The sequence below is a fragment of the Actinomadura harenae genome, assembly GCF_003696215.1.
Classification (GTDB): domain Bacteria; phylum Actinomycetota; class Actinomycetes; order Streptosporangiales; family Streptosporangiaceae; genus Spirillospora; species Spirillospora harenae.
On the sequence record NZ_RFFG01000025.1, the window covers coordinates 12,526 to 35,382 of the forward strand.

Annotated in this window: 24 protein-coding genes; 13 read left to right on the forward strand and 11 right to left on the reverse strand. The window is 73.5% G+C overall.

Features of this window, described 5'->3' with window-relative positions:
- Positions 1-12: 12 nt before the first annotated feature.
- The gene (locus EBO15_RS15960; protein ID WP_122195188.1) at positions 13-1,731 is read right to left on the reverse strand and encodes a DUF2207 domain-containing protein; all 1,719 of its coding nucleotides are present in this window, start codon (positions 1,729-1,731) and stop codon (positions 13-15) included.
- A 41-nt stretch (positions 1,732-1,772) separates the two neighbouring features.
- Here EBO15_RS15960 and EBO15_RS15965 point away from each other — a divergent pair, with 41 nt between their 5' ends.
- The gene (locus EBO15_RS15965; protein ID WP_233616225.1) at positions 1,773-2,984 is read left to right on the forward strand and encodes a neutral zinc metallopeptidase; all 1,212 of its coding nucleotides are present in this window, start codon (positions 1,773-1,775) and stop codon (positions 2,982-2,984) included.
- Between the two features lie 121 nt (positions 2,985-3,105).
- Here the strand turns inward: EBO15_RS15965 and EBO15_RS15970 are convergent, their stop codons facing one another.
- Positions 3,106-3,867, reverse strand: coding sequence for an SDR family NAD(P)-dependent oxidoreductase (locus EBO15_RS15970; RefSeq protein WP_122195189.1), 762 nt, complete (start codon positions 3,865-3,867; stop codon positions 3,106-3,108).
- A gap of 87 nt (positions 3,868-3,954) precedes the next feature.
- Here EBO15_RS15970 and EBO15_RS15975 point away from each other — a divergent pair, with 87 nt between their 5' ends.
- The 5 genes from EBO15_RS15975 to EBO15_RS15995 all read left to right on the forward strand — a co-directional run bounded on the left by EBO15_RS15975 (position 3,955) and on the right by EBO15_RS15995 (position 7,255).
- The gene (locus EBO15_RS15975; RefSeq protein WP_122195190.1) at positions 3,955-4,566 is read left to right on the forward strand and encodes a TetR/AcrR family transcriptional regulator; all 612 of its coding nucleotides are present in this window, start codon (positions 3,955-3,957) and stop codon (positions 4,564-4,566) included.
- 98 nt (positions 4,567-4,664) lie between these two features.
- On the forward strand, positions 4,665-5,096 hold the full coding sequence (locus EBO15_RS15980; RefSeq protein ID WP_233616226.1) for a helix-turn-helix domain-containing protein: 432 nt from the start codon (positions 4,665-4,667) through the stop codon (positions 5,094-5,096).
- Entirely contained in the window at positions 5,096-5,668 is a 573-nt protein-coding gene (locus EBO15_RS15985) for a hypothetical protein (protein WP_122195191.1), read from the forward strand. Before EBO15_RS15980 ends, EBO15_RS15985 begins: the two co-directional genes overlap by 1 nt.
- 185 nt (positions 5,669-5,853) lie before the next feature.
- On the forward strand, positions 5,854-6,210 hold the full coding sequence (locus EBO15_RS15990; RefSeq protein ID WP_233616227.1) for a DUF2516 family protein: 357 nt from the start codon (positions 5,854-5,856) through the stop codon (positions 6,208-6,210).
- Between the two features lie 148 nt (positions 6,211-6,358).
- Positions 6,359-7,255: an oxygenase MpaB family protein gene (locus EBO15_RS15995; RefSeq protein WP_199744571.1), complete on the forward strand. Its 897-nt coding sequence runs from the start codon at positions 6,359-6,361 to the stop codon at positions 7,253-7,255.
- Positions 7,256-7,277: 22 nt separating this feature from the next.
- Here the strand turns inward: EBO15_RS15995 and EBO15_RS16000 are convergent, their stop codons facing one another.
- Positions 7,278-8,204 (reverse strand): cytochrome d ubiquinol oxidase subunit II, encoded by a 927-nt coding sequence (locus EBO15_RS16000; RefSeq protein WP_122195192.1) that lies wholly within the window; start codon positions 8,202-8,204, stop codon positions 7,278-7,280.
- A 153-nt stretch (positions 8,205-8,357) separates the two neighbouring features.
- Here EBO15_RS16000 and EBO15_RS16005 point away from each other — a divergent pair, with 153 nt between their 5' ends.
- Together EBO15_RS16005 and EBO15_RS16010 are read left to right on the forward strand one after the other, a co-directional pair.
- Positions 8,358-8,738, forward strand: coding sequence for a BlaI/MecI/CopY family transcriptional regulator (locus EBO15_RS16005; protein WP_122195193.1), 381 nt, complete (start codon positions 8,358-8,360; stop codon positions 8,736-8,738).
- Positions 8,735-9,643, forward strand: coding sequence for a M56 family metallopeptidase (locus EBO15_RS16010; RefSeq protein WP_122195194.1), 909 nt, complete (start codon positions 8,735-8,737; stop codon positions 9,641-9,643). Before EBO15_RS16005 ends, EBO15_RS16010 begins: the two co-directional genes overlap by 4 nt.
- A gap of 19 nt (positions 9,644-9,662) precedes the next feature.
- Here the strand turns inward: EBO15_RS16010 and EBO15_RS16015 are convergent, their stop codons facing one another.
- Complete coding sequence (locus EBO15_RS16015; protein ID WP_122195195.1) at positions 9,663-11,117, reverse strand: MFS transporter; 1,455 nt, start codon at positions 11,115-11,117, stop codon at positions 9,663-9,665.
- Positions 11,118-11,230: 113 nt separating this feature from the next.
- Between EBO15_RS16015 and EBO15_RS47060 the strand changes: the two genes are divergently transcribed.
- Together EBO15_RS47060 and EBO15_RS16025 are read left to right on the forward strand one after the other, a co-directional pair.
- Complete coding sequence (locus EBO15_RS47060; RefSeq protein ID WP_122195196.1) at positions 11,231-13,876, forward strand: ATP-binding protein; 2,646 nt, start codon at positions 11,231-11,233, stop codon at positions 13,874-13,876.
- A 49-nt stretch (positions 13,877-13,925) separates the two neighbouring features.
- Positions 13,926-15,056 carry a type III PLP-dependent enzyme gene (locus tag EBO15_RS16025; RefSeq protein ID WP_122195197.1) on the forward strand — a complete coding sequence of 377 codons (1,131 nt, stop codon included), beginning with the start codon at positions 13,926-13,928 and terminating at the stop codon, positions 15,054-15,056.
- On the opposite strand, the gene EBO15_RS16030 is transcribed toward EBO15_RS16025, so the two are convergent.
- From EBO15_RS16030 to EBO15_RS16040, 3 genes are all read right to left on the reverse strand, one after another.
- Positions 15,032-15,499 (reverse strand): PPOX class F420-dependent oxidoreductase, encoded by a 468-nt coding sequence (locus EBO15_RS16030; RefSeq protein ID WP_122195198.1) that lies wholly within the window; start codon positions 15,497-15,499, stop codon positions 15,032-15,034. The genes EBO15_RS16025 and EBO15_RS16030 overlap by 25 nt on opposite strands.
- Positions 15,500-15,513: 14 nt before the next feature.
- Positions 15,514-16,959, reverse strand: a complete 1,446-nt coding sequence (locus EBO15_RS16035; RefSeq protein ID WP_233616228.1) for an MFS transporter — start codon at positions 16,957-16,959, stop codon at positions 15,514-15,516.
- Between the two features lie 145 nt (positions 16,960-17,104).
- The gene (locus EBO15_RS16040) at positions 17,105-17,761 is read right to left on the reverse strand and encodes a CatB-related O-acetyltransferase (protein WP_122195199.1); all 657 of its coding nucleotides are present in this window, start codon (positions 17,759-17,761) and stop codon (positions 17,105-17,107) included.
- 43 nt (positions 17,762-17,804) lie between these two features.
- Here EBO15_RS16040 and EBO15_RS16045 point away from each other — a divergent pair, with 43 nt between their 5' ends.
- Positions 17,805-18,449 (forward strand): TetR/AcrR family transcriptional regulator, encoded by a 645-nt coding sequence (locus tag EBO15_RS16045; protein ID WP_122195200.1) that lies wholly within the window; start codon positions 17,805-17,807, stop codon positions 18,447-18,449.
- Positions 18,450-18,491: 42 nt separating this feature from the next.
- Here EBO15_RS16045 and EBO15_RS16050 read toward each other — a convergent pair whose 3' ends face one another.
- Positions 18,492-18,980 carry a MarR family winged helix-turn-helix transcriptional regulator gene (locus tag EBO15_RS16050; protein WP_122195201.1) on the reverse strand — a complete coding sequence of 163 codons (489 nt, stop codon included), beginning with the start codon at positions 18,978-18,980 and terminating at the stop codon, positions 18,492-18,494.
- 217 nt (positions 18,981-19,197) lie between these two features.
- On the opposite strand from EBO15_RS16050, the gene trpS reads away from it, so the two are divergent.
- Entirely contained in the window at positions 19,198-20,223 is a 1,026-nt protein-coding gene (gene trpS / locus EBO15_RS16055) for a tryptophan--tRNA ligase (RefSeq protein ID WP_122195202.1), read from the forward strand.
- Positions 20,224-20,308: 85 nt separating this feature from the next.
- On the opposite strand, the gene EBO15_RS16060 is transcribed toward trpS, so the two are convergent.
- The 3 genes from EBO15_RS16060 to EBO15_RS16070 form a co-directional block, all read right to left on the reverse strand.
- Positions 20,309-20,935 (reverse strand): TetR/AcrR family transcriptional regulator, encoded by a 627-nt coding sequence (locus EBO15_RS16060; RefSeq protein WP_122195203.1) that lies wholly within the window; start codon positions 20,933-20,935, stop codon positions 20,309-20,311.
- Positions 20,935-21,777 (reverse strand): class I SAM-dependent methyltransferase, encoded by an 843-nt coding sequence (locus EBO15_RS16065; protein ID WP_122195204.1) that lies wholly within the window; start codon positions 21,775-21,777, stop codon positions 20,935-20,937. Before EBO15_RS16065 ends, EBO15_RS16060 begins: the two co-directional genes overlap by 1 nt.
- Positions 21,778-21,861: 84 nt before the next feature.
- Positions 21,862-22,482, reverse strand: a complete 621-nt coding sequence (locus EBO15_RS16070) for a TetR/AcrR family transcriptional regulator (protein ID WP_233616229.1) — start codon at positions 22,480-22,482, stop codon at positions 21,862-21,864.
- A gap of 173 nt (positions 22,483-22,655) precedes the next feature.
- Between EBO15_RS16070 and EBO15_RS46065 the strand changes: the two genes are divergently transcribed.
- The gene (locus EBO15_RS46065) at positions 22,656-22,847 is read left to right on the forward strand and encodes a rhodanese-like domain-containing protein (RefSeq protein WP_233616230.1); all 192 of its coding nucleotides are present in this window, start codon (positions 22,656-22,658) and stop codon (positions 22,845-22,847) included.
- The last annotated feature ends 10 nt before the right edge of the window (positions 22,848-22,857 follow it).

Sequence of the window (22,857 nt, forward strand, 5' to 3'; positions counted from 1 at the left end):
GGCGAGGGGCGCCTACATGCCGCGCGACTGCGAGATCGACCCGGACGTCGCGAGCGTGAAGGTGCGCATCGACTCGGCGAACCGGGACAGGTCCCACTCGGCCGGACCCTCGTACCAGTAGAGGTTGTCGGCGCCCTCCGCGCGGACGCCCGCGTCCTCCACGGTGCGGGCCCACCGGTCCACGACGTCGAAGACGACCGCGTACGGCAGGAACCGGGAGAACAGGGCGATGCGCTGCTGGGACGGCATGCCCTCGTCCGGCAGGACGCCCCGCTCCAGGAACGCCCGGAACCCGATGGTGTGCGCCAGGACGGTCGACCCGCGCGCGGTCTTGGCGGGCATGTACTGGCCGCCGTAGGCGAGCGCCGCGCCCGCGACGATCGCCCCCAGGCCGACCAGTGCCAGGTCCGTGGTGACGGCGAGGACGACGGTGGCGATGATCCCGAGCCCGGTCACCCCCATGCCCGCGATCGTCCAGCGGGACCGGACGGTGTCGGGGCGCCGCGCGAACCAGCCCTGCTCCACCACGTCGTCGTACATCGCCGACCGGACGCGCTGGAGCTGCGTCGCGAAAGTCCCGCCGAGCGCGGACAGCTTGACCGCCTCCCGGCCGTCGAACAGCGCGCCGAGCAGGATCCGCTCGTACCGCAGCAGGTCGGCGTCGCCGCCGGGACGCTGGAGGCGGCGCAGCGTCCAGTCGAGCCGGCCGGTGGTGCCGCGGTCGTCCTCCTCGATCAGCAGGTGCCCGCGGACGGCGAGGTCGACGATGGTGGCGGTCACGTCGATCACGTCCGCCTGCTCGTCGATCAGCGTGCCGACCTGGCCGGGGCGGACGCCGTTCGGGGGCTCGAACTCCTCGCCGGTGACGTGCCCGTGGTCGCCCTCCGCGGCCCGCTTGCCGACCACCCGGGCGTCCCGCCCGCGCAGCATGTAGAGGCCGACGACGCCGCCGACCAGCAGCAGGAGCAGCGCGCCCAGCGCGGACGCGGTGACGCCGTTGACCGAGAACGCGGTCGCGGCGGTGTGCCTCCGCTCGAAGATCGCCTTCCCGCCGGTGACCCCGGCGGGGAGCCCGACGACGACGGTGAGGTTGTCGTCCGGCAGCATCTGGCTCTGGCTGAACACGCCCTGCGTGTGCGTGTGGTTCGTGTAGAACTGCGTGCACCCGATCGTGCTGTCGAGGGCGCCCGCGAAGCAGTTGACGTTCTGGACCATGGCGGGCGTGTCGACCGTGGCGTGCGCCTGGGCGACGGGGACCTTCCAGCCGCCGATCGCCGTCCAGCGGAACTCCTCGGCGCCCCGCATCGGGTTGACCGCGCCGCGCACGTCGTACTCGAGGACGACGGTGTGCTGCCCGGACGCCGCACCGCCGGTCAGCTTCACCTCCGTGGTCGTCCCGGACGAGGAGACCGCGGCCTTCGCGGGCCCGCCGTCCGGGCTGGACGCCTTGAGGTTCTCGATCTTCCAGACCCGGTCCCGCGTGACGCTGGAGTGCGTCCGGGTGGTGAAGGTCCGCTCGAAACCGGCGCTGGTGAACTGGTAGACGATCGTCTCGCGGACGTGCGCGACGCCGCCCTTGCCGAGGGTGATCGCCGCCTCGTCCTTGACGACGCGGTCCGACACCCGCAGGCCGTTCACGCCCTGCGCGGCCTGCGCGGGAAGCGCGAGACCGGCGGACAGAACGGCGGCGAGCGGCAGGGAGGCGACCAATGGCCGCAGGCGACCCAACATGGCGGCAAATGGTAGCGGGCCCGCCCGTATAGTTCTGCCCTATGGCTGGTCACTACCCCCCTCCGGCCGGACGGCCGGGGCAACCGCCGTACGGTCCGCCGCAGCAGCGGCCGCCCTACGGCGGGTCTCCGCACGGCGCGCAGCCCGCGCAGCCGTACGGCGCGCCGCCCCGTCCGCCGTACGGTGCGCCGCCTCCGCAGGGACCGCCGCCGCAGGGACCGCGCCCGCAGGGACCGCCTCCGATGGGGCCGCCGCAGGGGCCGCCTCCGCAGGGGCCGCCTCCGCCGTACCGGGGAACGCCGCAGCCGTACCCGCAGGGCGGGCCGGTCGCGTACCGGTACATGGCGCCGCGCCGTCCGCCGCGCCGCAGCGCGGGCGGGACGATCGCGGGGGTCATCGGCGGGTTCGCCGCGCTCGGCGTCGTCCTGATCGTCGTGCTGTCGGCGATGTCGTCCCACCGCACGACCGTGGACACGGGCGGGAGCGGCGTGACCGCATCCGGCCGGGGCTCCGGGAGCGGCGCGCCGCAGAACGTGACCCGCTCGACCGCGACGAACAGCAAGCTCTACACGAGCGGCGCGCTGAACTCGGTGAGCTGCCACCTGCCCGCGCTGGACCAGACGTCCGACTCGATGCGCCGGTTCATGAACGACCTGAGCGACTGCCTGGACTCCACCTGGAAGGCGCAGTTCGGCAAGATCGGCATGTCGTTCGCGCCGCCCAACCGGGTGTTCTGGCTGTCGCCGGGCAGCAGCCCGTGCGGCCAGTACCCGGCCCCGGGCTCGTCGGCGTTCTACTGCCCGGCGAACAACACGATGTACGTCGGCCTCAAGCACGTCATCGAGACGTCCGGCGGGGAGTCGGTGGCGCACTTCGCGGTGTTCGCGCGGGTCATCGCGCACGAGTACGGCCACCACGTCCAGGACCGGGCGGGCATCCTGCTCTACGGCGACCGCCTCATGGACCAGAGCGACCCGCTCGGCCGCGCCGAGGCGAGCCGCCGCATCGAGTTGCAGGCGCAGTGCTTCGCGGGCGAGTTCCTCGGCGCGAACCGCACCTCGCTGCCGCTCGACCAGGAGCAGTACACGGCGCTGGTCGTGGACGTCCAGGGCCGCGGCGACGAGCGCCAGCCCGCCGACAAGCGCGACCACGGCTCCGGCAAGCACTACGCGGGGTGGGTCGTCCGGGGCATCCGGACGCAGAGCCTCTCCGTCTGCAACACGTGGACGGCCCCGCCCAGCGCCGTCTCCTGACCGTTCGGTTCCACCGCCTCGAACGCCCGACGGGATCGCTCCCGCCGGGCGTTCGCGCGTCCGGGGCCGAGGCCGGGGCCGGGGGCAGGGCCGGGGCAAGGTGGCAGGGGCGATCGGCCGGTCAGAGCTTCGATCCGCCGGTCGCGTCGAGGACACTGCCGGTCACCCAGCGGGAGTCGTCGGACGCGAGGAACGCGACGATGTCCGCGACGTCCTCGGGCTCCCCGACGCGTCCGAGGGCCGCCATGGCCGCGGACGCGTCCCAGGCCGCCTGGTTCCCGCGCAGCCAGGCCGCGTTCACGTCGGTGTCGATGATCCCGGGCCGGACGGAGTTGACCGTGATCCCGCGCGGCCCGAGCTGGACGGCCAGGTTCATCGTGAAGTTGTCCAGCGCCGCCTTCGACGCGCCGTAGGCCATGATCTCGGGCATCGCGATCCGGGACACGCCGCTGGACACGTTGACGATCCGCCCGCCGTCGTTCAGCCGCGGCAGCGCCTGCTGGACGATGAAGAACGGCGCCCGGACGTTCACCGCGAACACCTCGTCGAAGCCGTCCTCGGTGAGGTTCTCCAGGTCCGCGCTGCGGCCGATGCCCGCGTTGTTGACGATGACGTCGACGCGCGCCCCGCCGGTGGCCGCGTCGTAGGCGGCCCAGAGGCGCTCGGCGTCGCCGTGCGCGCCGACCTCGGCCTGGATCGCGATGGCCGTGCCGCCGTCCTTCTCGATCCGCGCGACCGCGTCGGCCGCCGACTCCGCGTCCCGCGCGTAGGTGAGGACGACGGTCGCGCCGTCCTCCGCGAGGCGCTGCGCGACGGCCCGCCCGATGCCCCTGCTGCCCCCGGTGACCAGCGCGAACTTCCCGTTCAGACGTCCAGTGCCCATGGTCGTGCGACCGCCTCTCATTTATTGAATGATCGCTCAAGAAAGAACCTAGCACAGATTCTTGAGCGTTCGATCTAGAATTGGGCCATGACCGAGAACCGACGGGGCCGTCCCCGGGCCTTCGACCGCGACGCCGCCCTCGCGTCCGCCACCCGGCTGTTCTGGGAGCGCGGCTACGAGGCGACGTCCATCGGCGACCTGACCGAGGCCATGGGCATCCGCCCCGCCAGCCTCTACGCCGCGTTCGGCGACAAGAAGGCCCTGTTCAGGGAGGTCGTCGAGGAGTACCAGCGGACGGAGACGGCGGGCTTCGCGGGCCGGGCGCTCGCCGAGGAGCCCACCGTCGCCCGCGCGTTCGCCCGCGCCCTGCGGGACGCCGTCGACATCTACACCGACCCGTCCCACCCGGCGGGCTGCCTGATCATCCGGGCGGCGACGAACGTCGCGCCGCGCGACGCCGAGATCGAGACGTACCTGCGGGACATCCGCAACGCCAACGTGGACGGCTTCGCCGAGCGGGTGCGCGAGGCGGTCGGCCGGGGTGAGCTGCCGGACGGCACCGACCCCCGGGCGATGGCCCAGCTCTTCGCCACCGTCCTCCAGGGCCTGTCGCAGCGCGCGGGGGACGGCGCGACCGCCGCCGACCTCCGCCCGGCGGTCGAGATGGCCCTCGCGGCGTTGCCCGGGAGCCGGGATTGAGCGATGTCGACGCAGGTCATGACGGTTGTGAGCAGTCTCACCGGCAAAGTGCTAGCAAGCCGCTTGCAATTGCAAGCACCGTGACGGAGGGTGGAGACATGGCAGGTTCGAAGGTCGGCTCCCTCGGGGAGTACATCCGGGAGCAGCGCACGCGGGCGAAGATCTCGCTGCGTCAGCTCGCGGACGTCTCGGGCATCTCGAACCCGTACCTGAGCCAGGTCGAACGCGGCCTGCGCAAGCCGAGCGCGGAGATCCTCCAGCAGATCGCGAAGGGTCTGCGGATCTCCGCCGAGGCGCTGTACGTCCAGGCGGGCATCCTCGAGGCCCGCGAGGCCGAGAGCGACGTGCAGGCCGCGGTCCGGGCCGACCTCATCCTCACGGAACGCCAGAAGCAGGTGTTGCTCGACATCTACGACGCGTTCCGGAGGGAGAACGAAGCAGCCGGAGTCGTCCCCGGGGGCGCCCCAGCGGGCGCGGCCGCGGCGGACGGCGAGCAGGCACACGCAGCGAAGGAAGGGAAACAGGTCTGATGACGCTTGCCGACACCCTCCGCGACAACAAGGTCGTCCACACCGTCGCCGGCGCCGGTGACCTCGCGGTCGAGAAGCTCCGCGAGGCCCCCGAGCAGGTCGGGAAGGCGCGCGAGACGGCCGCCAAGGTCCAGGGCGAGGTTCGCGAGAACCTCGGGAAGTACCGCGGCGAGGTCCGCGAGAACCTGGACAAGTACGGCGACGAGATGCGCGAGAACCTCGGGAGGTACCGGGGCCAGGTCCGCGAGGCCGTCGTGAGGTACCGCGGCCAGGTCCGCGAGAACGTCGACCGGTACCGCGGCGAGGCCCGCGGGAACGTCGGGAAGATCCAGGAGAAGGTCGAGGTCAAGGACCTTCCGGGCGCGGCCGTCGCGTACGTGACGCACGTCGGCACCCGCGCCGTCGGGTTCGTGGACGAGCTGGCCGAGCGCGGCAAGAAGGTCGTGCACGGCGCGGCGCCCGAGGTCACGGCGTCCGAGGTCACTGCCGCTGACACGCCCGCGGCCGAGCCCAAGGCGGTCAAGGCGGCCAAGACGGCCAAGACCAACCGCGCGCGCAAGTCCGACTCCTGATCGCCGGCGTCCGGCTCCGCGCCGCGCGGAGCGGCCGGGACGGGGCCCGTCCGGGAACACCCGGGCGGGCCCCGTCGTCGTTCGGAGTACCGGCTGGACAGGCCGCATAGGGTGGGAGTTCCACTCGCCGAACACGCGGCGCCGGCCCCGGCGCCGCCCGGGACGGACAGGAGCGTCGATCGTCGGTGACCGGCTTCGGTGTGCTCGACTACTTCTTCTGGATCTTGCTGATCATCGCGTTCGTGATGGAGGCGTGGGCGCTGATCGACGCGCTGACCGTGCCGCCGAACGCCTACGCCGCGGCGAGCAAGCAGAGCAAGAAGCTCTGGATGATCATCCTGATCGTCGCGGCGGTGGTGGGGCTCGCGGCGGCCGTCCTGCCGCTCCAGGGCTCCTCGCCGGTGGCGGTCCTCTTCGGGATCCTCCCGGTGGCCGCGTTCATCGCCGCCGCCGTCTACCTCGCCGACGTCCGCCCGGCGGTCAAGCAGTTCAAGGGGCGTGGCGGCGGCCGCTCCAACATGGGCCCCTACGGTCCCTGGTAGGCCGCCGACGTGGGAGAGGGGCGCGCGCCGGGTTCCCGGCGTGAGCCCCGAGGGTTGCAAGTAAGTCCTTACTTGAGGCAGTGTGGGCGCGTCCGCCGATCCGTGCGACGGGCGCCGTCCGGACGGTGCCGTGCGAAGTGAGGCTCCCGTGACCCAGGCCGCCGCCCTCCCGCCGCCCGCCGACCCCGCCCCGCAGGACGGGCCCGCCCCGCAGGACGGACCGGACGCCGCCGAAGCGATCCCGCCGGTCGTCCGCGGCCTGGTCAGCGGGCCGTCCCTGGTGGCGGGCGGCGCGAACGTGATCATGCAGCTGTCCCGGCTTCCGGTCGGGCTCGGCGTCGTGGAGTCCACCGTCGAGTCCGGACGCGTCGACCGGCACCCGGTCAAGCGCGCCCGCACCACGCTCACCTACCTCATCGTCGCGATGCTCGGCAGCTCCGCGGAGCGCGCCTGGATGCGCGAGGAGATCAACCGGCAGCACCGCCAGGTGCGCAGCGCGCCCGGCGCGGACGTCCGGTACAACGCGTTCGACCGCGAGCTCCAGCTGTGGGTCGCCGCCTGCATCTACTGGGGCATGGAGGACGTCTACCGCCGCTTCTACGGCGAGCCGTCCGGGGCCGTCCTCGACGAGTTCTACCGGCACGGACGCCGGTTCGCGACGACGCTCCAGGTGCCGGACGACATGTGGCCCGAGGACCGCGCGGCGTTCGAGGAGTACTGGCGGGACGGCCTCACCAAGATCGCCAGCACCCCCGAGACCCGCGCCTACCTGCGCGGGATCGCCAAGGCCGGGTTCCTGCCGAGGTCCGTCCGCCGGGTCGTCGGTCCGGCGAACCGCCTGCTCACCGTCGGGTTCCTGCCCCCGGAGTTCCGCGAGGAGCTGGGCTTCTCCTGGACGCCCCGGGAGCAGCGGGCCTTCGACGCGGCCGTCCGCGCGCTCGCGTTCGCCAACCGGACGATGCCGAAGCCGATGCGCGAGTTCCCGTACAACGCCTACCTGTGGGACTTCCGCCGCCGCATGCGCACCGGCCGTCCCTTCGTCTGAGCGCCCGCGAGGGACCGCCCGGTCACGCCTTGGTGGCGGACTGCCGCTGGAACAGGACGTGCAGCCAGGCCATCGCCACGGCGAACGCGGTCGCGCCCACGGCGAGAGCCGTGAACTCGGCGTCCAGCACGGAGCCGTGGGCGAGCGCGCCGTCCAGGTCGAGGTGGGCCATCGACGCCGCGCCCCACAGCACGCTGACCACCGCGACCGCGCCCGACACCCGGACGGCCAGGTACCGCCGCCGGACGACCAGGACGATCGAGAGCAGCCCCGCCGCCGCGGACACCAGGATCAGCGGCGACCGGACGCCGAGCGCCAGCGCGCCCGGCATCGCGAACAGCCCGACCGCGACGCCGGAGACGATCGCGTAGCCCTGGAAGTGCAGCAGGACGTCCCGGTCGCCGGCCTTCCGGGCGTTCCAGATCAGGTGGACGGCGGCGAAGTAGGCGCAGAGCATCGTGGTCAGCGCGCCGCCGTAGATCCCGGTGACGCTCATCCAGCTCGCCTCGCCCGTGGCGATGGTCGTGGCGACCGCGCCCAGGCAGAACGGGGTGAGCAGCGACGCGGGCCCGAGCAGCGGCTCGATCCGGAACCGGCGGGACAGGAACCGGCCGACGGCGGTCCTGCGCGGCCCGAACCGGTCGAGGGCGGACGTCGCGCCGCGGGCGGCGATGCCCGCGGCGGCGATCACCAGGGGGACCCGGTACGCGTCCACCATGTCGTTGAAGATCGGCGGGAACGCCGTCCAGGCGAGCAGCAGCGCCAGGGCCAGCCAGGCGTGATGTGCCTCCCACATCGGCCCGACGGCACGCTCGATGACCCTCCGGTCACCCGGCCGGTCGCGGGACAGCAGGTGCCACAGTCCGGCGCCGAAGTCGGCCCCGCCGAACAGCAGGTAGGCCGACAGGCCGGCCAGGATCAGCCCGAAGGCGAGGTCGGCGCGCGTCATCGGGCGCCGCCCGTCCGGTGCCGCGCGGACGCGGCGGTCGAGAGCTGGAGGGTGCTCATGTCGACTGAATGTAGTACTACGAGCCGTAGTACTTGACTCGGTAGTACTACCCCGCGTGGTGATCTGTCTCACCCGTCGCTTACAGTGGACGGCGTGAAGGGTCTGGGAGAGCTTGAACGCACCGTCATGGAGGTCTGCTGGGCGCGCGAGGAGGCGGGTGTCGTCCCCGCCACCGCACGCGATGTGAGCCGCGCGCTCGCCGATGAGCGCGACCTCGCGCACACCACGGTCATGACCGTGCTGGACCGGCTGGCCAAGAAGGGTTTCCTTGATCGTGAGCGGGACGGTCGCGCGTGGCGGTACCGTCCAAGTGCGAGCAGGGAGGGATATGTGACCGAGCTCATGCTGGGCGCGCTGAACGAGACCGGCGACCGTGACGCCGCGCTGGCGCATTTCGTCCGGTCGGTGTCCCAGGACGAGATCGACGCCCTCCGCCAGGCCCTCGACGAGCTCACGCAGGAGCCACCCGCATGACCGGTCCGGCCCTGCTCGCGGTGGCGGCTCTCCTGACCGTCCTCGGCGCGCAGGGGCTGTCGAAGGCCCGCTGGACGTGGCGCACCCCCCGCATCGCGATCGGACTGTGGCAGGCGCTCGGCCTCGGCTGGGGCATCGCCACGATCGGCGCGCTGCTCGGCGTGGCCCTGCTCCCGTACCACCGCGGCATCGTGCACGGCGTCCCCGGCCTGGTGGCCGACAACGCCGCGCGGCTCGACGTCGTCCACATGGGCGCGCTGCTCGCCGCCGTCGCCCTCACCTTCGTCCTGCTGACCATGCTCGCCACCGCGGTCGTCCGCGTGGTGCGGGCCCGCCGCCGGCACCGCGCGCTGCTCGCGCTGGTCGCCCGCGGCGACTCGGCCGCCCCCGACGCGCTGGTCCTCGACCACCCGGGAGCGGCCGCGTACTGCGTACCGGGCGTCCGGTCGTCCAAGGTCGTGGTGAGCGCCGGAACGCTGGCGCTGCTCGACGACAAGGAGCTGGCCGCCGTCCTCGCGCACGAGCGCGCGCACGCGCGCGAGCGGCACGACCTGGTCCTGCTGCCGTTCTACTCGCTCCGCCAGGTGTTCCCGCAGATCCGCCTCGTCGGACGATGTCTGGACGCGGTGGAACTGCTCATCGAGATGGCCGCCGACGACCGCGCCCGCCGTCACCGCCCCGCGAAGGAGCTGGCGACGGCGCTTCTGCGTTTCGCGGCGGCCCGTCCGGCGGCGGCCCCGTCCGGCACCCTCGGGGTCGCGGCGGCCGACATCCCGGTGATGGCCCGCGTGAACCGGCTGCTCCGCCCCGAGCCGCAGCCCCGCCGCATCCGCGTCGCCGCCAGCGTCGCGATCCCGGTGGCGATCGTCATCCCGGCCCTCCTCTGGACCCTGCCGCCCTTCTAGACCCCGAGAGCCCCACCCCTCACAAGCGCCGGTCCAGGATCCGACCCCCGGACCGGCGTTCCGCTGTCTCCACCCTCTCGCCCGCCGTCTCGCCCGCCGTCTCGTCCGCCTTCGCCGCCCTGGCCCGCCGCGGCCCGCCGGGGAGCAGCAGCGACAGCGGGACGGTGAGCAGCGTGAGCGCCAGGTCGCCCAGCAGGGTGAGCCGCGCCGCCCCGACCAGGCCGTGCCGTCCGGCCAGCGAGAAGAACACCGCGCCGAACACGGCGACGCCGATGGCCGCGGAGAACTGCTGGAACGTCGTGAGCAGCCCGGCCGCGGCCCCGGCCCGCTCCGGCCGCACCCCGCCCAGCGCCGCGCCGATCACGCCCGGGAGCGTCAGCCCGCTGCCGAGTCCCAGCAGCGTCAGCGGCAGGAGCAGCTCCACCGGGCCGCCGCCCGCCCGCAGCGCCACCTCGATCCCGACGATGCCGGACGCGGTGATCACGCAGCCCGCCGTGAGCGCCCGCCGTCCGTACCGCGCCGTGACCCGCCGTCCGCCGAGGGACGCCGCCATCGTCGCGAGCGCGAGCGGCCCGAACGTCAGCCCGGACCGGACGGGGCTCAGCCCGAACCCGTACTGGAGCAGCAGGGTGTTCACCAGCATCAGGCTGCCGAACGACATCATGAACGCGACGTTGAGCGCGGACCCGACCGAGAACGAGCGGGCGCGGAACAGCGTGAGGTCCACGACCGGCTCGGCCGTCCGGCGCTCCCAGAGCAGCGTCGCGGCCAGCACCGGGACGCTCGCGGCCAGAGACGGCCAGGCCCACAGCGGCCAGCCCTCCTGGCGTCCCAGCACCAGCGGGACCAGCGCCAGCCCGAGACCGGACGAGACGCCGAGGACGCCGACCAGGTCCAGGCGCGGTCCCGTGCGGGTCCCGGCGCCGGGCAGGACGCGGGTCGCGAGCAGCGTCGCGACGACGCCGACCGGGACGTTCACGAGGAAGATCGTCCGCCAGCCGAGGCCGAACACGCCCGCCTGGAGCAGCAGCCCCCCGAACACCTGCCCGCAGACGCCGCCGAGCCCCATGACGACGCCGAACCAGGCCATCGCCCGCGCCCGCTCCTCCGCCCCGAACGACGCGGTGATCAGCGCGAGGACCTGCGGCACCATCGCCGCCGCCGTCAGGCCCTGAAGCAGCCGCGCGGCGACCAGCGTCCCGGCGTCCGGCGCGATCCCGCACAGCAGCGACGCCAGCGTGAACGCGGCCATGCCGAGCGCGAACATCCGCCGGTGCCCGAACAGGTCGCCGAGCCGTCCGCCCGTCACCAGCCCGGACGCGTACGTGAACGCGTAGCCGCCGATCACCAGCTCCAGCGCGGCGGACCCGGCGTGCAGGTCGCGTTGCAGCGACGGCGCGGCCACGTTCACGACCATGTAGTCGAACGAGGCCATGAACGTCGCCGACAGGATCACCGGCAGGGTGAGTCTCATCGGATCCTCCTAAGATCGCCTTCGTGTCGAAGGTGGCCTTCTGAAGAGGTCCGCCGCATCTGCCGGAATACCTACGCCCGTTCCACAGGCTCTTCAGATCCGGAGGTGGTCCTGTGGTCTTCGTCGGGCGGACGGCCGAGCTCGCGGCCCTGGACGAGGCGTTCGCGGCGCCCGGCGTCACGGCCGTGCTCGTCGGCGGGGACCCGGGCATGGGCAAGTCGGCGCTGGTCGCGGAGTTCGCCGCCCGGCACGCCCCGCGCGCCCGGACGGTCTCCGGCGACTGCCTGGAGCTGGACGGCCTGCCCTACGCGCCGCACGTCACGGTCGCCCGCCGCCTGGTCGCGGACCTGGGCGCCGAGCGCGTGGCGCGGCTCGTCCCGGGCGGTGGACGGCGCGGCCTCGCCCGGTGGCTGCCCGCGCTCGGCCGCCCCGAGCCCGCATCCGATCCGTCGCCGGGCCGGACCGCGCTGTTCGAGGACGTCCTGGCGCTGGTCGAGGCCGCCGCGGCGGACCGTCCGCTGATCGTCGTCCTGGAGGACCTGCACTGGGCCGATCCGTCGAGCCGGGACCTGCTGACCTTCCTCGTCCGGAACCTGACCGGCGCGAACCTGCTGCTCGTCGGCACGTACCGGCCCGTCCCGGACGGCCATCCGCTGCGCGCCGTGATCACCGCCCTCACCCGTTCGCCGTCCGTCCGGACGGTCGAGCCCGCGCCGCTCGGCGCCGCCGACCTGCGCGTCCTGCTGGCGTCCCGGCTCGGCCACGCCCCGGCGGGACGGGTCGCCGCCGAGATCCACCGGCGCAGCGCGGGCAACCCGCTGTTCGCCGAGGCGCTCGCCGACGCCGGTCCGGGTGGCACCCCGGCGCCGCTCCGCGACCTGCTGCTGACCGGCTTCCGCACGCTGCCGGACGCGTCGCGCCAGGTCGTCCGGGCGCTGTCGGCGGCCGAGGGGCCGGCCGGGATCGCCCTCCTCGGCGCCGCCACCGACCTGCCCGAACCCGACCTGGAGGCGGCGCTGCGGTCCGCGATCGAGCAGGGCGTCCTCGCGCGCCCGGACCGCGACTGCCACGCCTTCCGGCACGATCTCGTCCGGCAGGCGGTGTACGAGGACCTGCTGCCGAGCGAGCGCGCCCGCCTGCACCTGCGGTTCGGGCGCGCGCTCCACGCCGAGCCGTCCCTGGCGTCGCCCGACCGCGTGCTTCCGCTCCTCGCCGCGCATTGGCAGGCCGCGGGTGAGCGCGAGCGGGCCCTCGCCGCCTGCTGGCGTGCCGCGCAGGCCGCGGCCGACATGCACGCCTACCCCGAGCAGCTGCGGATGCTCGAACGGGCCCTGACGCTCCTGCCTCCCGACGCGGACCGTTCGCTCGCGCTGTCCCACGCCGCCGCGGCGTGCCTCCACGCGGGCGAGGCCCGGCGCGGCGTCGAGCTGGCGACGGAGGCCCTGTCCCTGGTCGACCCGCCGCGCCGCCGGGCCCTCCTGCTGGACCTGCGCAGCACGCTGGCGCACCGCCTCGGCGAGGACGGCCTGTCCGACCTGCGCGAAGGAGCCGCCCTCCTCCCGGACGGCCCGGACCGCGCCCGCCTGACGTCCACGCTGGCGAACCGCCTCTTCCTGATGGCCCACTTCGACGAGGCGCGGACGCTCGCGCACCGCGCGCTGGAGATGGACGGCGACGCGCGCGTCCGGGCCTGGGCCGAGCTCACCCTCGCCGCCCTCGCGGCGCTGTCCGGCGACCTGGACGAGACCGCGACCCGCACCGCCGAGGCCGAGCGCCTGGCCCTGGCCTCGGGTGACGCCACGTCCCGGTGCATCGCGATCATGTGCGAGGCGGACGCCCTGCACGCCATGGGCCGGGACGAGCGGGCCTGGGAGCGGGCCCGGGAGGGCATCGAGGCGGCCCGCGAGCACGGCCTCGCCCGCGACCAGGGAGCCGGGCTGACCGCGTTGTCGGCCGAGGCCCTCGTCGCGCTCGGCCGCTGGCCCGAGGCCCGCGCCGTCCTCACGGCCTGCCTGGACCGGGATCCGCCGCCGCTGTTCCGCACCCTCGCCCTGACCACGCTCGGGTGGATCGAGCTGGCCGAGGGGAACGCGGAGGCCGCCGCCTCCGCCGCCGACGAGGCGCGCCGGAACCTGAGCGCCACCTATCGCGGACGCATGTTCCAGCTGCGCCTGCTCGACCTCGAATGCGCCGTGGCGTCCGACTCGGACGCGCGTCTGGCGGACGTCCTGTCCGCCCTGGACCTGCCGAAACACCCCCGCCAGGTCTGGCCGCTGCTGGCGACGGCGGCCCGGCGGACCAGGAGGCACCGCCCGCGCATCCGGGCGCTGGCCGCGGAGCTTCCCGTCGTAGGGCCCGTCCAGGAGGCGCATCGGCTCACCGTCCTGGCCGAGTTGGGCGACGGTCCGTGGCAGCGCGCCGCCGACGCCTGGCGCGCGCTGAACCACCCGTACCGTCTGGCGTACTCCCTCATGCGCGCGGGCGCGGTGGGGGAGGCGACCGAGCTGACCACGTCCCTGGGCGCGGCCCCGTTCGCGTCCCTGTTCGCGTCCCAGGAGTCGCCCGCGTCGCTGACGCCGCGCGAGGTCGAGGTGCTCCGACTGGTGGCGCTCGGCTTCAGCAATCGCCGGATCGGCGAGCAGCTGTTCATCTCGGGCCGGACGGCCGGAGTCCACGTGTCCAACATCCTCGCGAAACTCCAGGTCGCGTCGAGGACCGAGGCGGCGGCCGTGGCACACCGGCTGAACCTGGTCGGATGATTCGGCGGACGACCGGCGATCATCCATGCGGCCCGGTGAGAATGGCGGGATGGTCACCGACCGGCTCCGGACGTGGATCGGGGAAACCCCGAGGCTGCCCGCTTTCGTGTACGACCTGGACGCGCTGAGCGCCCACGCGCGCCGGATCCGGGACGCGGTCCCGATCGAGGTCTTCTACGCGGCGAAGGCCAACCCGGACGCGCCGGTCCTGCGGACGCTCGCGCCGCATGTGGACGGGTTCGAGGTGGCGTCCGGGGGCGAGTTCCGGCACGTCAGGGACGTCCTGCCGGAGGCGCGGCTCGCGTTCGGCGGCCCCGGCAAGACCGACGCCGAACTGGACCTGGACGCCGACCGCGTGCATGTGGAGTCGCCGTTCGAGCTGGTCAGGCTGGCCGCGAAGCGCCGCGAGGCGGACGTCCTGCTGCGTGTGAACCTGGCGGGGGAGCGCGAGGGGGCCGCGCTCGCGATGTCCGGTCCGTTCGGCATGGATCCCGCGCTGATCGAGGAGTGCCACGCGACCCTGGCGTCCGCGCCGTGGCTGCGGCTGCGCGGCGTCCACGCCCATCTGGCCTCGGGCCTGGACGTTCCGGAGGCGGTGGCGCTGTCGGGGGAGATCCTGGAGTGGGCGCGCCCCTGGGCGGAGAAGGCCGGGGTGGACGCGCCGGAGTTCGGCCTGGGCGGCGGGATGGCCGTGGACTACGCGTCCCCGGCCCGGACGTTCGACTGGGAGACGTACGGGCGGGAGATCGCGAGGCTCGCGCGTCCGGGGGAGACCCTGCGGATCGAGCCCGGACGGGCCGTCACCGCCTACTGCGGCTGGTACGTCACCGAGGTCCTGGACGTGAAGCCCGCGCACGGACGCTGGTACGCCGTCCTGCGCGGCGGCACCATGCATCTGCGGACCCCGGTGACGAAGGGCCACGACCAGCCGTTCGAGGTGTTCCCCGGACGCCGAGGGAACGCGGGCTCTCCGTCGGTCCGCGACGCGGAGGTCACGCTGGTCGGGCAGTTGTGCACGCCCAAGGACGTCTTCGCGCGCGATGTCCCCGTCGCCGGGATCGGCGTCGGGGACATCGTGGCGTTCGCCCTGTCAGGCGCTTACGGCTGGAACATCTCGCACCGCGATTTCCTGATGCACGAGCCGCCGGGATTCCACTATTTGGCCAGCGAGGTCCCGTAAAGCCGTTCGACGTGGAGGCGGATGACGACGCGGCGGTCCTTCACCATCTGCTCGAGGAATGCCGGCGCGTCCTCCGGGTTCAGCGAGCCGCCCAGCATGTCCAGCAATTCGCGGGAGACCGCGTCTCCCGGTTCCGAGGCGACCTCCGACAACTCCGCCGTCCCCTCCGCGACGGCGAACGACAGGAAGTCCTCGCTGGAGGCATAGAGCGCGGCGCGCGGGTCGTTCCGCAATTGCCGGACCTTCAGCCGGTCCGCCGTGGTCGAGATCCGGACGATGCGGCCGGCCTCGTCCCACGAGAAGACGACCGTGGACATGTGCGGGTGCCCGCTGCGCTTCACCGTGGCCAGCGTCCCGAAGGCGGTCTTGCCGATCAGCTCGGACACCTCGTCGTCCGAGAGGGGGGTGGGGGCGGGGCCTTGGCCGGGGCCGTAGGTGGTCATCGTGTCGTCCTTCTCTAGAGCTGAACGGTTTCCGGGGCCGAGACATCGGCCGAGGACGGGGAGGGGACAGGGGCGGGGGCGGTGGCTGGGCCGACCCGGCGCAGGACGACCAGGGCCACCACGATCCCGGTGACCAGCAGCCCGGCGCCGGCCCAGAACGCGACGTGGTACCCGTGTGTGAGCGCCTCGGGAGACGTCCCGGGCGAGTTCGCGGCCGCGACGGCGGACAGCGCCGCGACGCCGAGCGCCCCGCCGATCTGCTGGGTCGAGTTGAAGACGCCCGACACGACGCCGGCGTCCTCGGGCTTCGCGCCGGACATGCCGAGCCCGGTGAGCGAGGTGATGGCCAGCCCGAACCCGCCGGTCAGCAGCATGATCGGCAGCAGGTCCAGGACGAAGTCGCCGTGCACGGGGACGCGGGTGAGCAGCAGCCGCGCCGCGAGCAGCAGCACGAGGCCCGTCACCAGGACGGTCTTCGGCCCGAACCGGCCGATGAGCCGCGCCGCGACGAAGAGCGACACGACGGCGTTCGCGGCGGCCGCCGGGAGCATCGCGAGCCCGGACTCGGACGCGCTGTAGCCCAGCACCCTCTGCAGGTAGAGCGCGGCCATGACCTGGAAGCTGAACAGCGAGGCGACGACGACCAGCTGGACGAGGTTCGCGCCCCACACGTTCCGGTCGCGCAGCACTCGCAGCGGCATCAGCGGGACGGACGCGGTGGCCTGCCGGACGACGAACCCGCCGAGCAGCGCCAGCGCGCCGGCGCCGAGCCCGAGCGCGCGGAGCCCCCAGCCGTGCTGCTCGGTCTGGACGATCGTGTAGACGGCGAGCATGCTCCCGGCGGTCACCAGGGCCCCGCCGAGCGCGTCCACGCCCGCCGCGAACCCGGGCCCCCGCTCGGACGGCAGGTACCGCAGCGCCGCGAGCGCGGTGGCGAGGCCGAGCGGCAGGTTGATGAGGAAGATCCAGTGCCAGCTCAGCGCGTCGGTGAGGATCCCGCCGAGCACCTGCCCGAGGGACGCGCCGACCGCGCCGGTGAACGCGAACGCCGACAGCGCGCGGGTCCGCTCGGCGGGCGCGGTGAACAGCGTGGTGATCATCCCGAGCGCGACGGACGAGGTCAGCGCGCCGCCGACGCCCTGCGCGAACCGCGCGGCGATCAGCGTCGGCGCGTCCGGGGCCAGCCCGCAGACGACGGAGGCGAGCGTGAACACCGCGATCCCGGTGACGAACGCGGCCCGCCGTCCGAGCAGGTCGCCGAGGCGCCCGGCGAGCAGCAGGAGCCCGCCGAACGCGATGACGTAGCCGTTGACGACCCAGGTCAGCCCGGCGTCGCCGAGCCCGAGGCCGCGCTGCATCGCCGGCAGCGCGACCGTCACGATCGACCCGTCCAGGATGATCATCAGCGGCCCGGCGCACAGCACGGCCAGCGCCAGGCCCCGCGATCGAACGCTTCCCACAAACTTCTCCTCCGCCTTGGCGCGGGCGCGGCGCGAACGGCCGGACCCGGCCGCGCCCTGGAGGGCACGACGGAAAGAACGTTAACAGATAGTTCCGTTGCGGACTATATGTATCCGATCTAGATGATCCGCGAGATGACGAGATTCAGGAGCGGGGCGGCGCGGCGGCCTCCAGGGCGTCGACGGTGCCCGACATGATCGCCCGCAGGTTCGCGGTGATGTGCTCGACCGGCCAGTCCCACCAGGCGACGTCGAGCAGGCGCACGACGTCCTCGGGTGCGAAGCGGGTGCGCAGGAGGCGGGCGGGGTTGCCGCCGGCGATCCCGTAGTCCGGGACGTCCGAGGTGACGACGGCGCCGGACGCCACGATCGCGCCGTGCCCGATCCGGACGCCCGGCATGACCGTCACGCCGTTCCCGAGCCAGACGTCGTTGCCGACGACGGTGTCGCCGCGGTTCGGCAGGTTCGTGATCAGGTCGAAGTGCTCGGCCCACGCGCCGCCCATGGTCGGGAACGGGAAGGTGGACGGGCCGTCCATCCGGTGGTTGGCGCCGTTCATGATGAAGCGGACACCGGTCGCCAGCGCGCAGAACCTCCCGATGACGAGCCTCTCGGGCCCATAGTGGTACAGGACGTTCCGCGTCTCGAAGGCGGTCGCGTCGTCGGGGTCGTCGTAGTACGAGTACTCGCCGACCTCGATCAGCGGGGACGTCACCAGCGGCCGGAGCAGGACCACCCGCGGATGCCCGGGCATCGGGTGCAGGACGTCCGGGTCGGTCGGCAGAGGGTTCGCGGCGGTCATCGGCACTCCATTAATGCGACAAGTGATGCATTAAGATGCTGGCATGGCCTCGTCTCCTGAGCAAACCACCCACGACGACCCTCCCCCCGGGGACGGCGCGCCACCCCGCCGCCGTCCGGGCGGGCGGACCGGCCGCGTCCGCGAGCAGGTGCTCGCCGCCGTCCAGGCCGAGCTGGCCGAACGCGGCTACGACGCGCTCACCGTCGACGGCGTCGCCGCCCGCGCGGGCGTGCACCGCGCCACCGTCTACCGCCGCTGGCGCGACGTCGGCGGCCTGCTCGCGGACGTCTTCGCCGCGGCGAGCGACGACGACTGGCAGCCCGCCGACACCGGCACCGTCCAGGGCGATCTGACCGCCCTGAACGAGGAGAGCCAGACCGCGCTGACCGCGCAGCCGCCGCTCGTGTCCGCGCTGATCGCGGCGTCCTTCCGGTCCGACGAGGCCGCGCGGGGCGTCCGCGAGCTCTGGGAGGACCGGTACACCCGCTGCGAGGTGATCGTCACGCGGGGCGTCGAGCGCGGCGAGATCCCGCCCGGCACGGACGCGCGGCGGCTGCTCGTCGCGGCCACCGCCCCGGTCTACCACCAGCTCGTCCTGCTCGGGACGCCGCCCGACCCGGACCTGCCCGGGCAGGCCGCCCGCACCGCCGTCCTCGCCGCCTCCGCCGGAGCCTTCGCCACCGGCTGAGACCCCGCGCACCCCGGCGCGGGGAGGGGCGTCAGAAGGGCGTCAGAGAGCGCGTTCGCGGGTGCGGCGGGTCGCGGTCGTCGCGACGGGCTCGGCCAGCAGGCCCGTGGCCAGCCGGTTCAAGGCGCGCAGGAAGACCTCGCGCTCGTCCTCGGGCAGCGCGTCGAGCACCTCGCCGTGAACGGCGTCCACGATCTCCTGGCTGCGCGCCGCGACCTCGGCGCCCTTGCCGGTGACGGCGATGACGCGGGCCCGGCGGTCCCGGGAGGACGGGCGCCGCTCGGCGAGCCCGTCGCGCTCCAGTGCGTCCACGGTGACGACCATCGTGGTCTTGTCCATGTCGCCGATCTCGGCCAGCTGGTTCTGGGTGCGTTCCTCCTCCAGGGCGTGGACGAGGACGCAGTGCATGCGCGGGGTCAGGCCGATCTCGGCGAGCGCCGCCGACATCCGGCTCTTCAGGACGAACCCGTTGTGGTCGAACAGGAAGGAGACGTCGCGACCGACGCGGGAGGCGGGTGCGAGAGAGGTCATGCCCCCAGTCTAGTTCCGTTGTGGATTATCTGTTATGGAGTTGATCAATCGCTTCCGGGCGCGGACGGGTACGGTGGTGCCATGCATCGCAGCGTCTGTCTTGGCTGGTGGCCGTCCTCGGACGGCTGACCTCGGCATACGCGCAGGCCGTCCGCTCACCGGGCGGCCTTTCTCCTTCCTGGGGGTCGCCCGAGACCCGACCACGAAGGAGCAGGGCATGACCCTCACCGCCCCCGAACTCTCCGCGCTCGTCGCCCAGGACGCCGCGCGGCACCGCGTCCTCACCGGTGACCGCCCGACCGGGCCCCTCCACCTGGGCCACTATTTCGGCACCCTCGAGAACCGCGTCAGGCTCCAGCGCGCGGGCGTCGAGGTCTTCGTGATCATCCCGGACTACCAGGTGATCATCGACCGGGACGTGGCCGAGCGGCTGGAGGAGAACGTCCTCGGCCTGGTCGCCGACTACCTCGCCGTCGGGATCGACCCGGCCACCGCGATGATCTTCACGCACTCGGCCGTCCCCGCGCTCAACCAGCTGTTCCTGCCGTTCCTGTCGCTGGTCTCGGTGCCGGAGCTGAGCCGCAACCCCACCGTCAAGGACGAGATCAAGCACTCCCGGCAGGACGCGGTGAGCGGGCTGATGTTCACCTACCCCGTCCACCAGGCCGCCGACATCCTGTTCTGCAAGGCCGACCTCGTGCCGGTCGGCCGCGACCAGGTCCCGCACCTGGAGATCACCCGGACGGTCGCGCGCCGCTTCAACGAGCGCTACGGCGACGTCTTCCCGGTGCCGGAGTGCCTGCTGTCGGACGCGCCGCTGCTGCTCGGCACGGACGGCCAGAAGATGAGCAAGTCGCGCGGCAACGCGATCGCGCTGTCGTCCACGGCGGACGAGGTCGCGCACCTGGTGAAGCGGGCCAAGACCGACGCGGACCGGACCATCGCCTACGCGCCGGAGACCCGTCCCGAGGTGTCGAACCTGGTGCTGCTCGCCGCCCTCGCCCAGGGGCGGGCGCCCGAGGACGTCGCGGCGGAGATCGGCGACCGCGGCGCGGCCGAGCTCAAGCGGGTCGTCACCGAGTCGGTGAACGCGTTCCTCGACCCGATCCGGGTGCGCCGGGCCGAGTTCGCCGCCGACCCGGGACAGCTCCAGGCCGTCCTCGCGTCCGGCAACACGCGCGCGAACGAGATCGCCGACGCGACGCTCGCCGAGGTCCGCGAGGCCATGGCCATGACCTACTAGACCACCACCGGTGTCAGGCGATCGGGCTGGTCAGGCGGTATGGGACTGGTCAGGGGGTCGGGCTGGTCAGGCGGTATGGGACTGGTCAGGCGATGGGGCTGGTCAGGGCCGGGAGGACGGCCTTGACCAGCTCGTCCGGCCCGACCCCGGACGGCGGCTCCGGCGTGGCCGGGATCCCGCGCAGCAGGTGGTTCAGGACGGTCTCGTGGCACACGCCGACCATCATCGCGGCGATGGCGTCCACCGGCGCGGACGCCGCGACCCGGCCCAGGTCCCGCTCGGCGCGCAGCCAGGCGGCCAGGCGGTCACGCCAGCCCTCGCCGGGCGGGTGGGCGGCGGCGATCCGGGCCAGGAACTCGGGCCGTCCGAGCAGCCCGGACAGCGCGGGCACCACGGCCCGGTGGAACGCCAGGCCGTACTCGAGGTGGGCGCGCACACCGTCCGCGAGCCGGCCCTCGCCGGACACGGGCAGCGCCGGAAGGCCGCGCTCGACGTCCTGGACCCACGCCCACCATGCCTCGGTGAGCAGCTCGTCCTTGTCGGAGAAGTGGTTGTACAGGACGCCGTCGGCGACCCCGGCGGCGCGGGCGATCGCGCGGACCGTCAGGTCGGCCATGCCGCGCTCGGAGATGAGGCGCTCGGCCGTCGCCACCAGGTGGTCGCGCAGGCTGCGGTCGCCGTCACGCACCGCCGCCGCTGTTCTCGGGGACATCAGCTCCCATCGTAGTGCGCGGTCACCAGCCAGGCCGTCCCGCGCGTCGTGACGCCGTCCGGCCTCTCGAAGCGGGCCATCTCGCGGTGGACGGCCTCGCGCGCGGCGGCGACGGCCCCGGGTTCGGCCTTCGAGAACGCGAACGCGATCGGGCCCCAGCCGCAGAAGAACTCCGTCGCGTCCGCGGCGTCCCGGCCCCAGATCTGCGGCGCCTCGACGTGCCGGATGCCGATGCCCGTGTAGCCCGCCCTGGTCAGGACGTCCTCGGTGTGCGCAGGGTCGGCGAACGAGGTCGGGCCCGTGCCGTCCGCGCCGGTGGCCGGCCGGACCGCGCCCAGCGCCTGCGTCGTCGCCTTCAGGAGCGTCCCCATGTCGGTGCCCGCCAGGGACGTCAGGCAGGCGAAGGCGAGCCGTCCGCCGGGCCGGAGCGCGGTGCCGATGTTCGCGAACGCGGCGACGGGGTCGGTGAAGAACATGATCCCGAACCGGCTCAGCATGAGGTCCGCGGACGCCGGGGCGAAGGGGTGGACCTGCGCGTCGCCCCGCTCGAACCGCGCGTTCGCGACGTCCTCGGCCCCGGCCCGTTCGCGCGCCCGCGCGAGCATCGGCTCCGAGAGGTCCACGCCGAGCGCGCTCGCCCCGCGCCGCGCGGCCAGCCGGGTGAGCTGCCCGTTCCCGCAGCCGATGTCGAGGACGTCGTCGCCGTCCCGGACGTGCGCGAGGAGAGGGTCGTTCATGCCCTGGTTGAGCCGGTCATAGCGGTCGTGGTGCGCGGCCCAGTGCTCGCCCTCGCCGCCGTTCCACGCCTCGGACTGCGCGGTGTTCACGATCTGCCCGGTCATGTCGTCCTCCTTATGAACATGTGTTCATGAACGTATGTTCATAATGAGACGGCGTCAAGGACCGGACGTCCCGGTGGGCCGGCCTCAGGCCGGGGACGCCGCGTTCGCCAGGCGGATCAGCGCCGCGCGCAGACGGTCCTCGCCCAGCTCGGGGAGCAGGGCGGAGACGTGCTCGGCGCTGAGGGCGGCGAGGAGCCCGTGGGCGGCGGCCTCCGGGTCCGGGTCGCCGTCCAGCAGGAGCGTCAGGTGGCGGTGCCAGAACCGGTACGCGCCGATGCGGTACCGCGCGCCGGGGGAGGCGGTCTCCGACATCCGCACCAGCGACAGGTGTTTCAGCAGGTGATCGAGGTAGGCGAGGAGGAACGCCTCGACCCGCTTGCCCTGTGCCGCCCCCTGCCCGAGCGGCGGCGGGCCACTCAGGATCGCCTCCTGGAGGTCGCGCTCGCGGGCGTCCAGCAGCGCGACGGCGAGGCCCGCCTTGTCGCCGAAGCGGCGGAACAGCGTCCCCTTGCCGACCCCGGCCGCCGTGGCGACCTGGTCCATGGACACGCCCTCGGGGCCGTGCTCGGCGAACAGCCGGGCCGCGGCCTCGAGCACGGCCGCGCGGTTGCGCGCGGCGTCCGCGCGCTCCCTGGGCGGCGGCGTGCGCAGCAGCTCCAATGGCGTTGCATAACCGGACCGTGGTCCGTTACTGTCCTCAGGCACGAAACGGACTATAGTCCGATTCTCGAGAGGACGTGGCATGACCGCACTCATCACCCGCGACGAGCTCAGGGCCGCCATCGACGGCGGCGAGGTCACGGTCGTGGACGCGCTGGGCGGCGAGTACTGGGCGAAGCGGCACCTGCCCGGCGCGATCCCCCTGAACCCGGGGCGAGGTGGACGCCGAGGCGCCGAACCGCCTGCCCGACCGCGACGCCGCGATCGTCACCTACTGCTCGAACGAGGCGTGCCCCAACAGCGGCCAGGTCGCCGACCGGCTGACCGCGCTCGGCTACCGCGACGTCCGCAAGTACAAGGAGGGCATCCAGGACTGGACGGAGGCGGGCCTCCCCACCGAGTCCGCCTGACCGCCGTCAC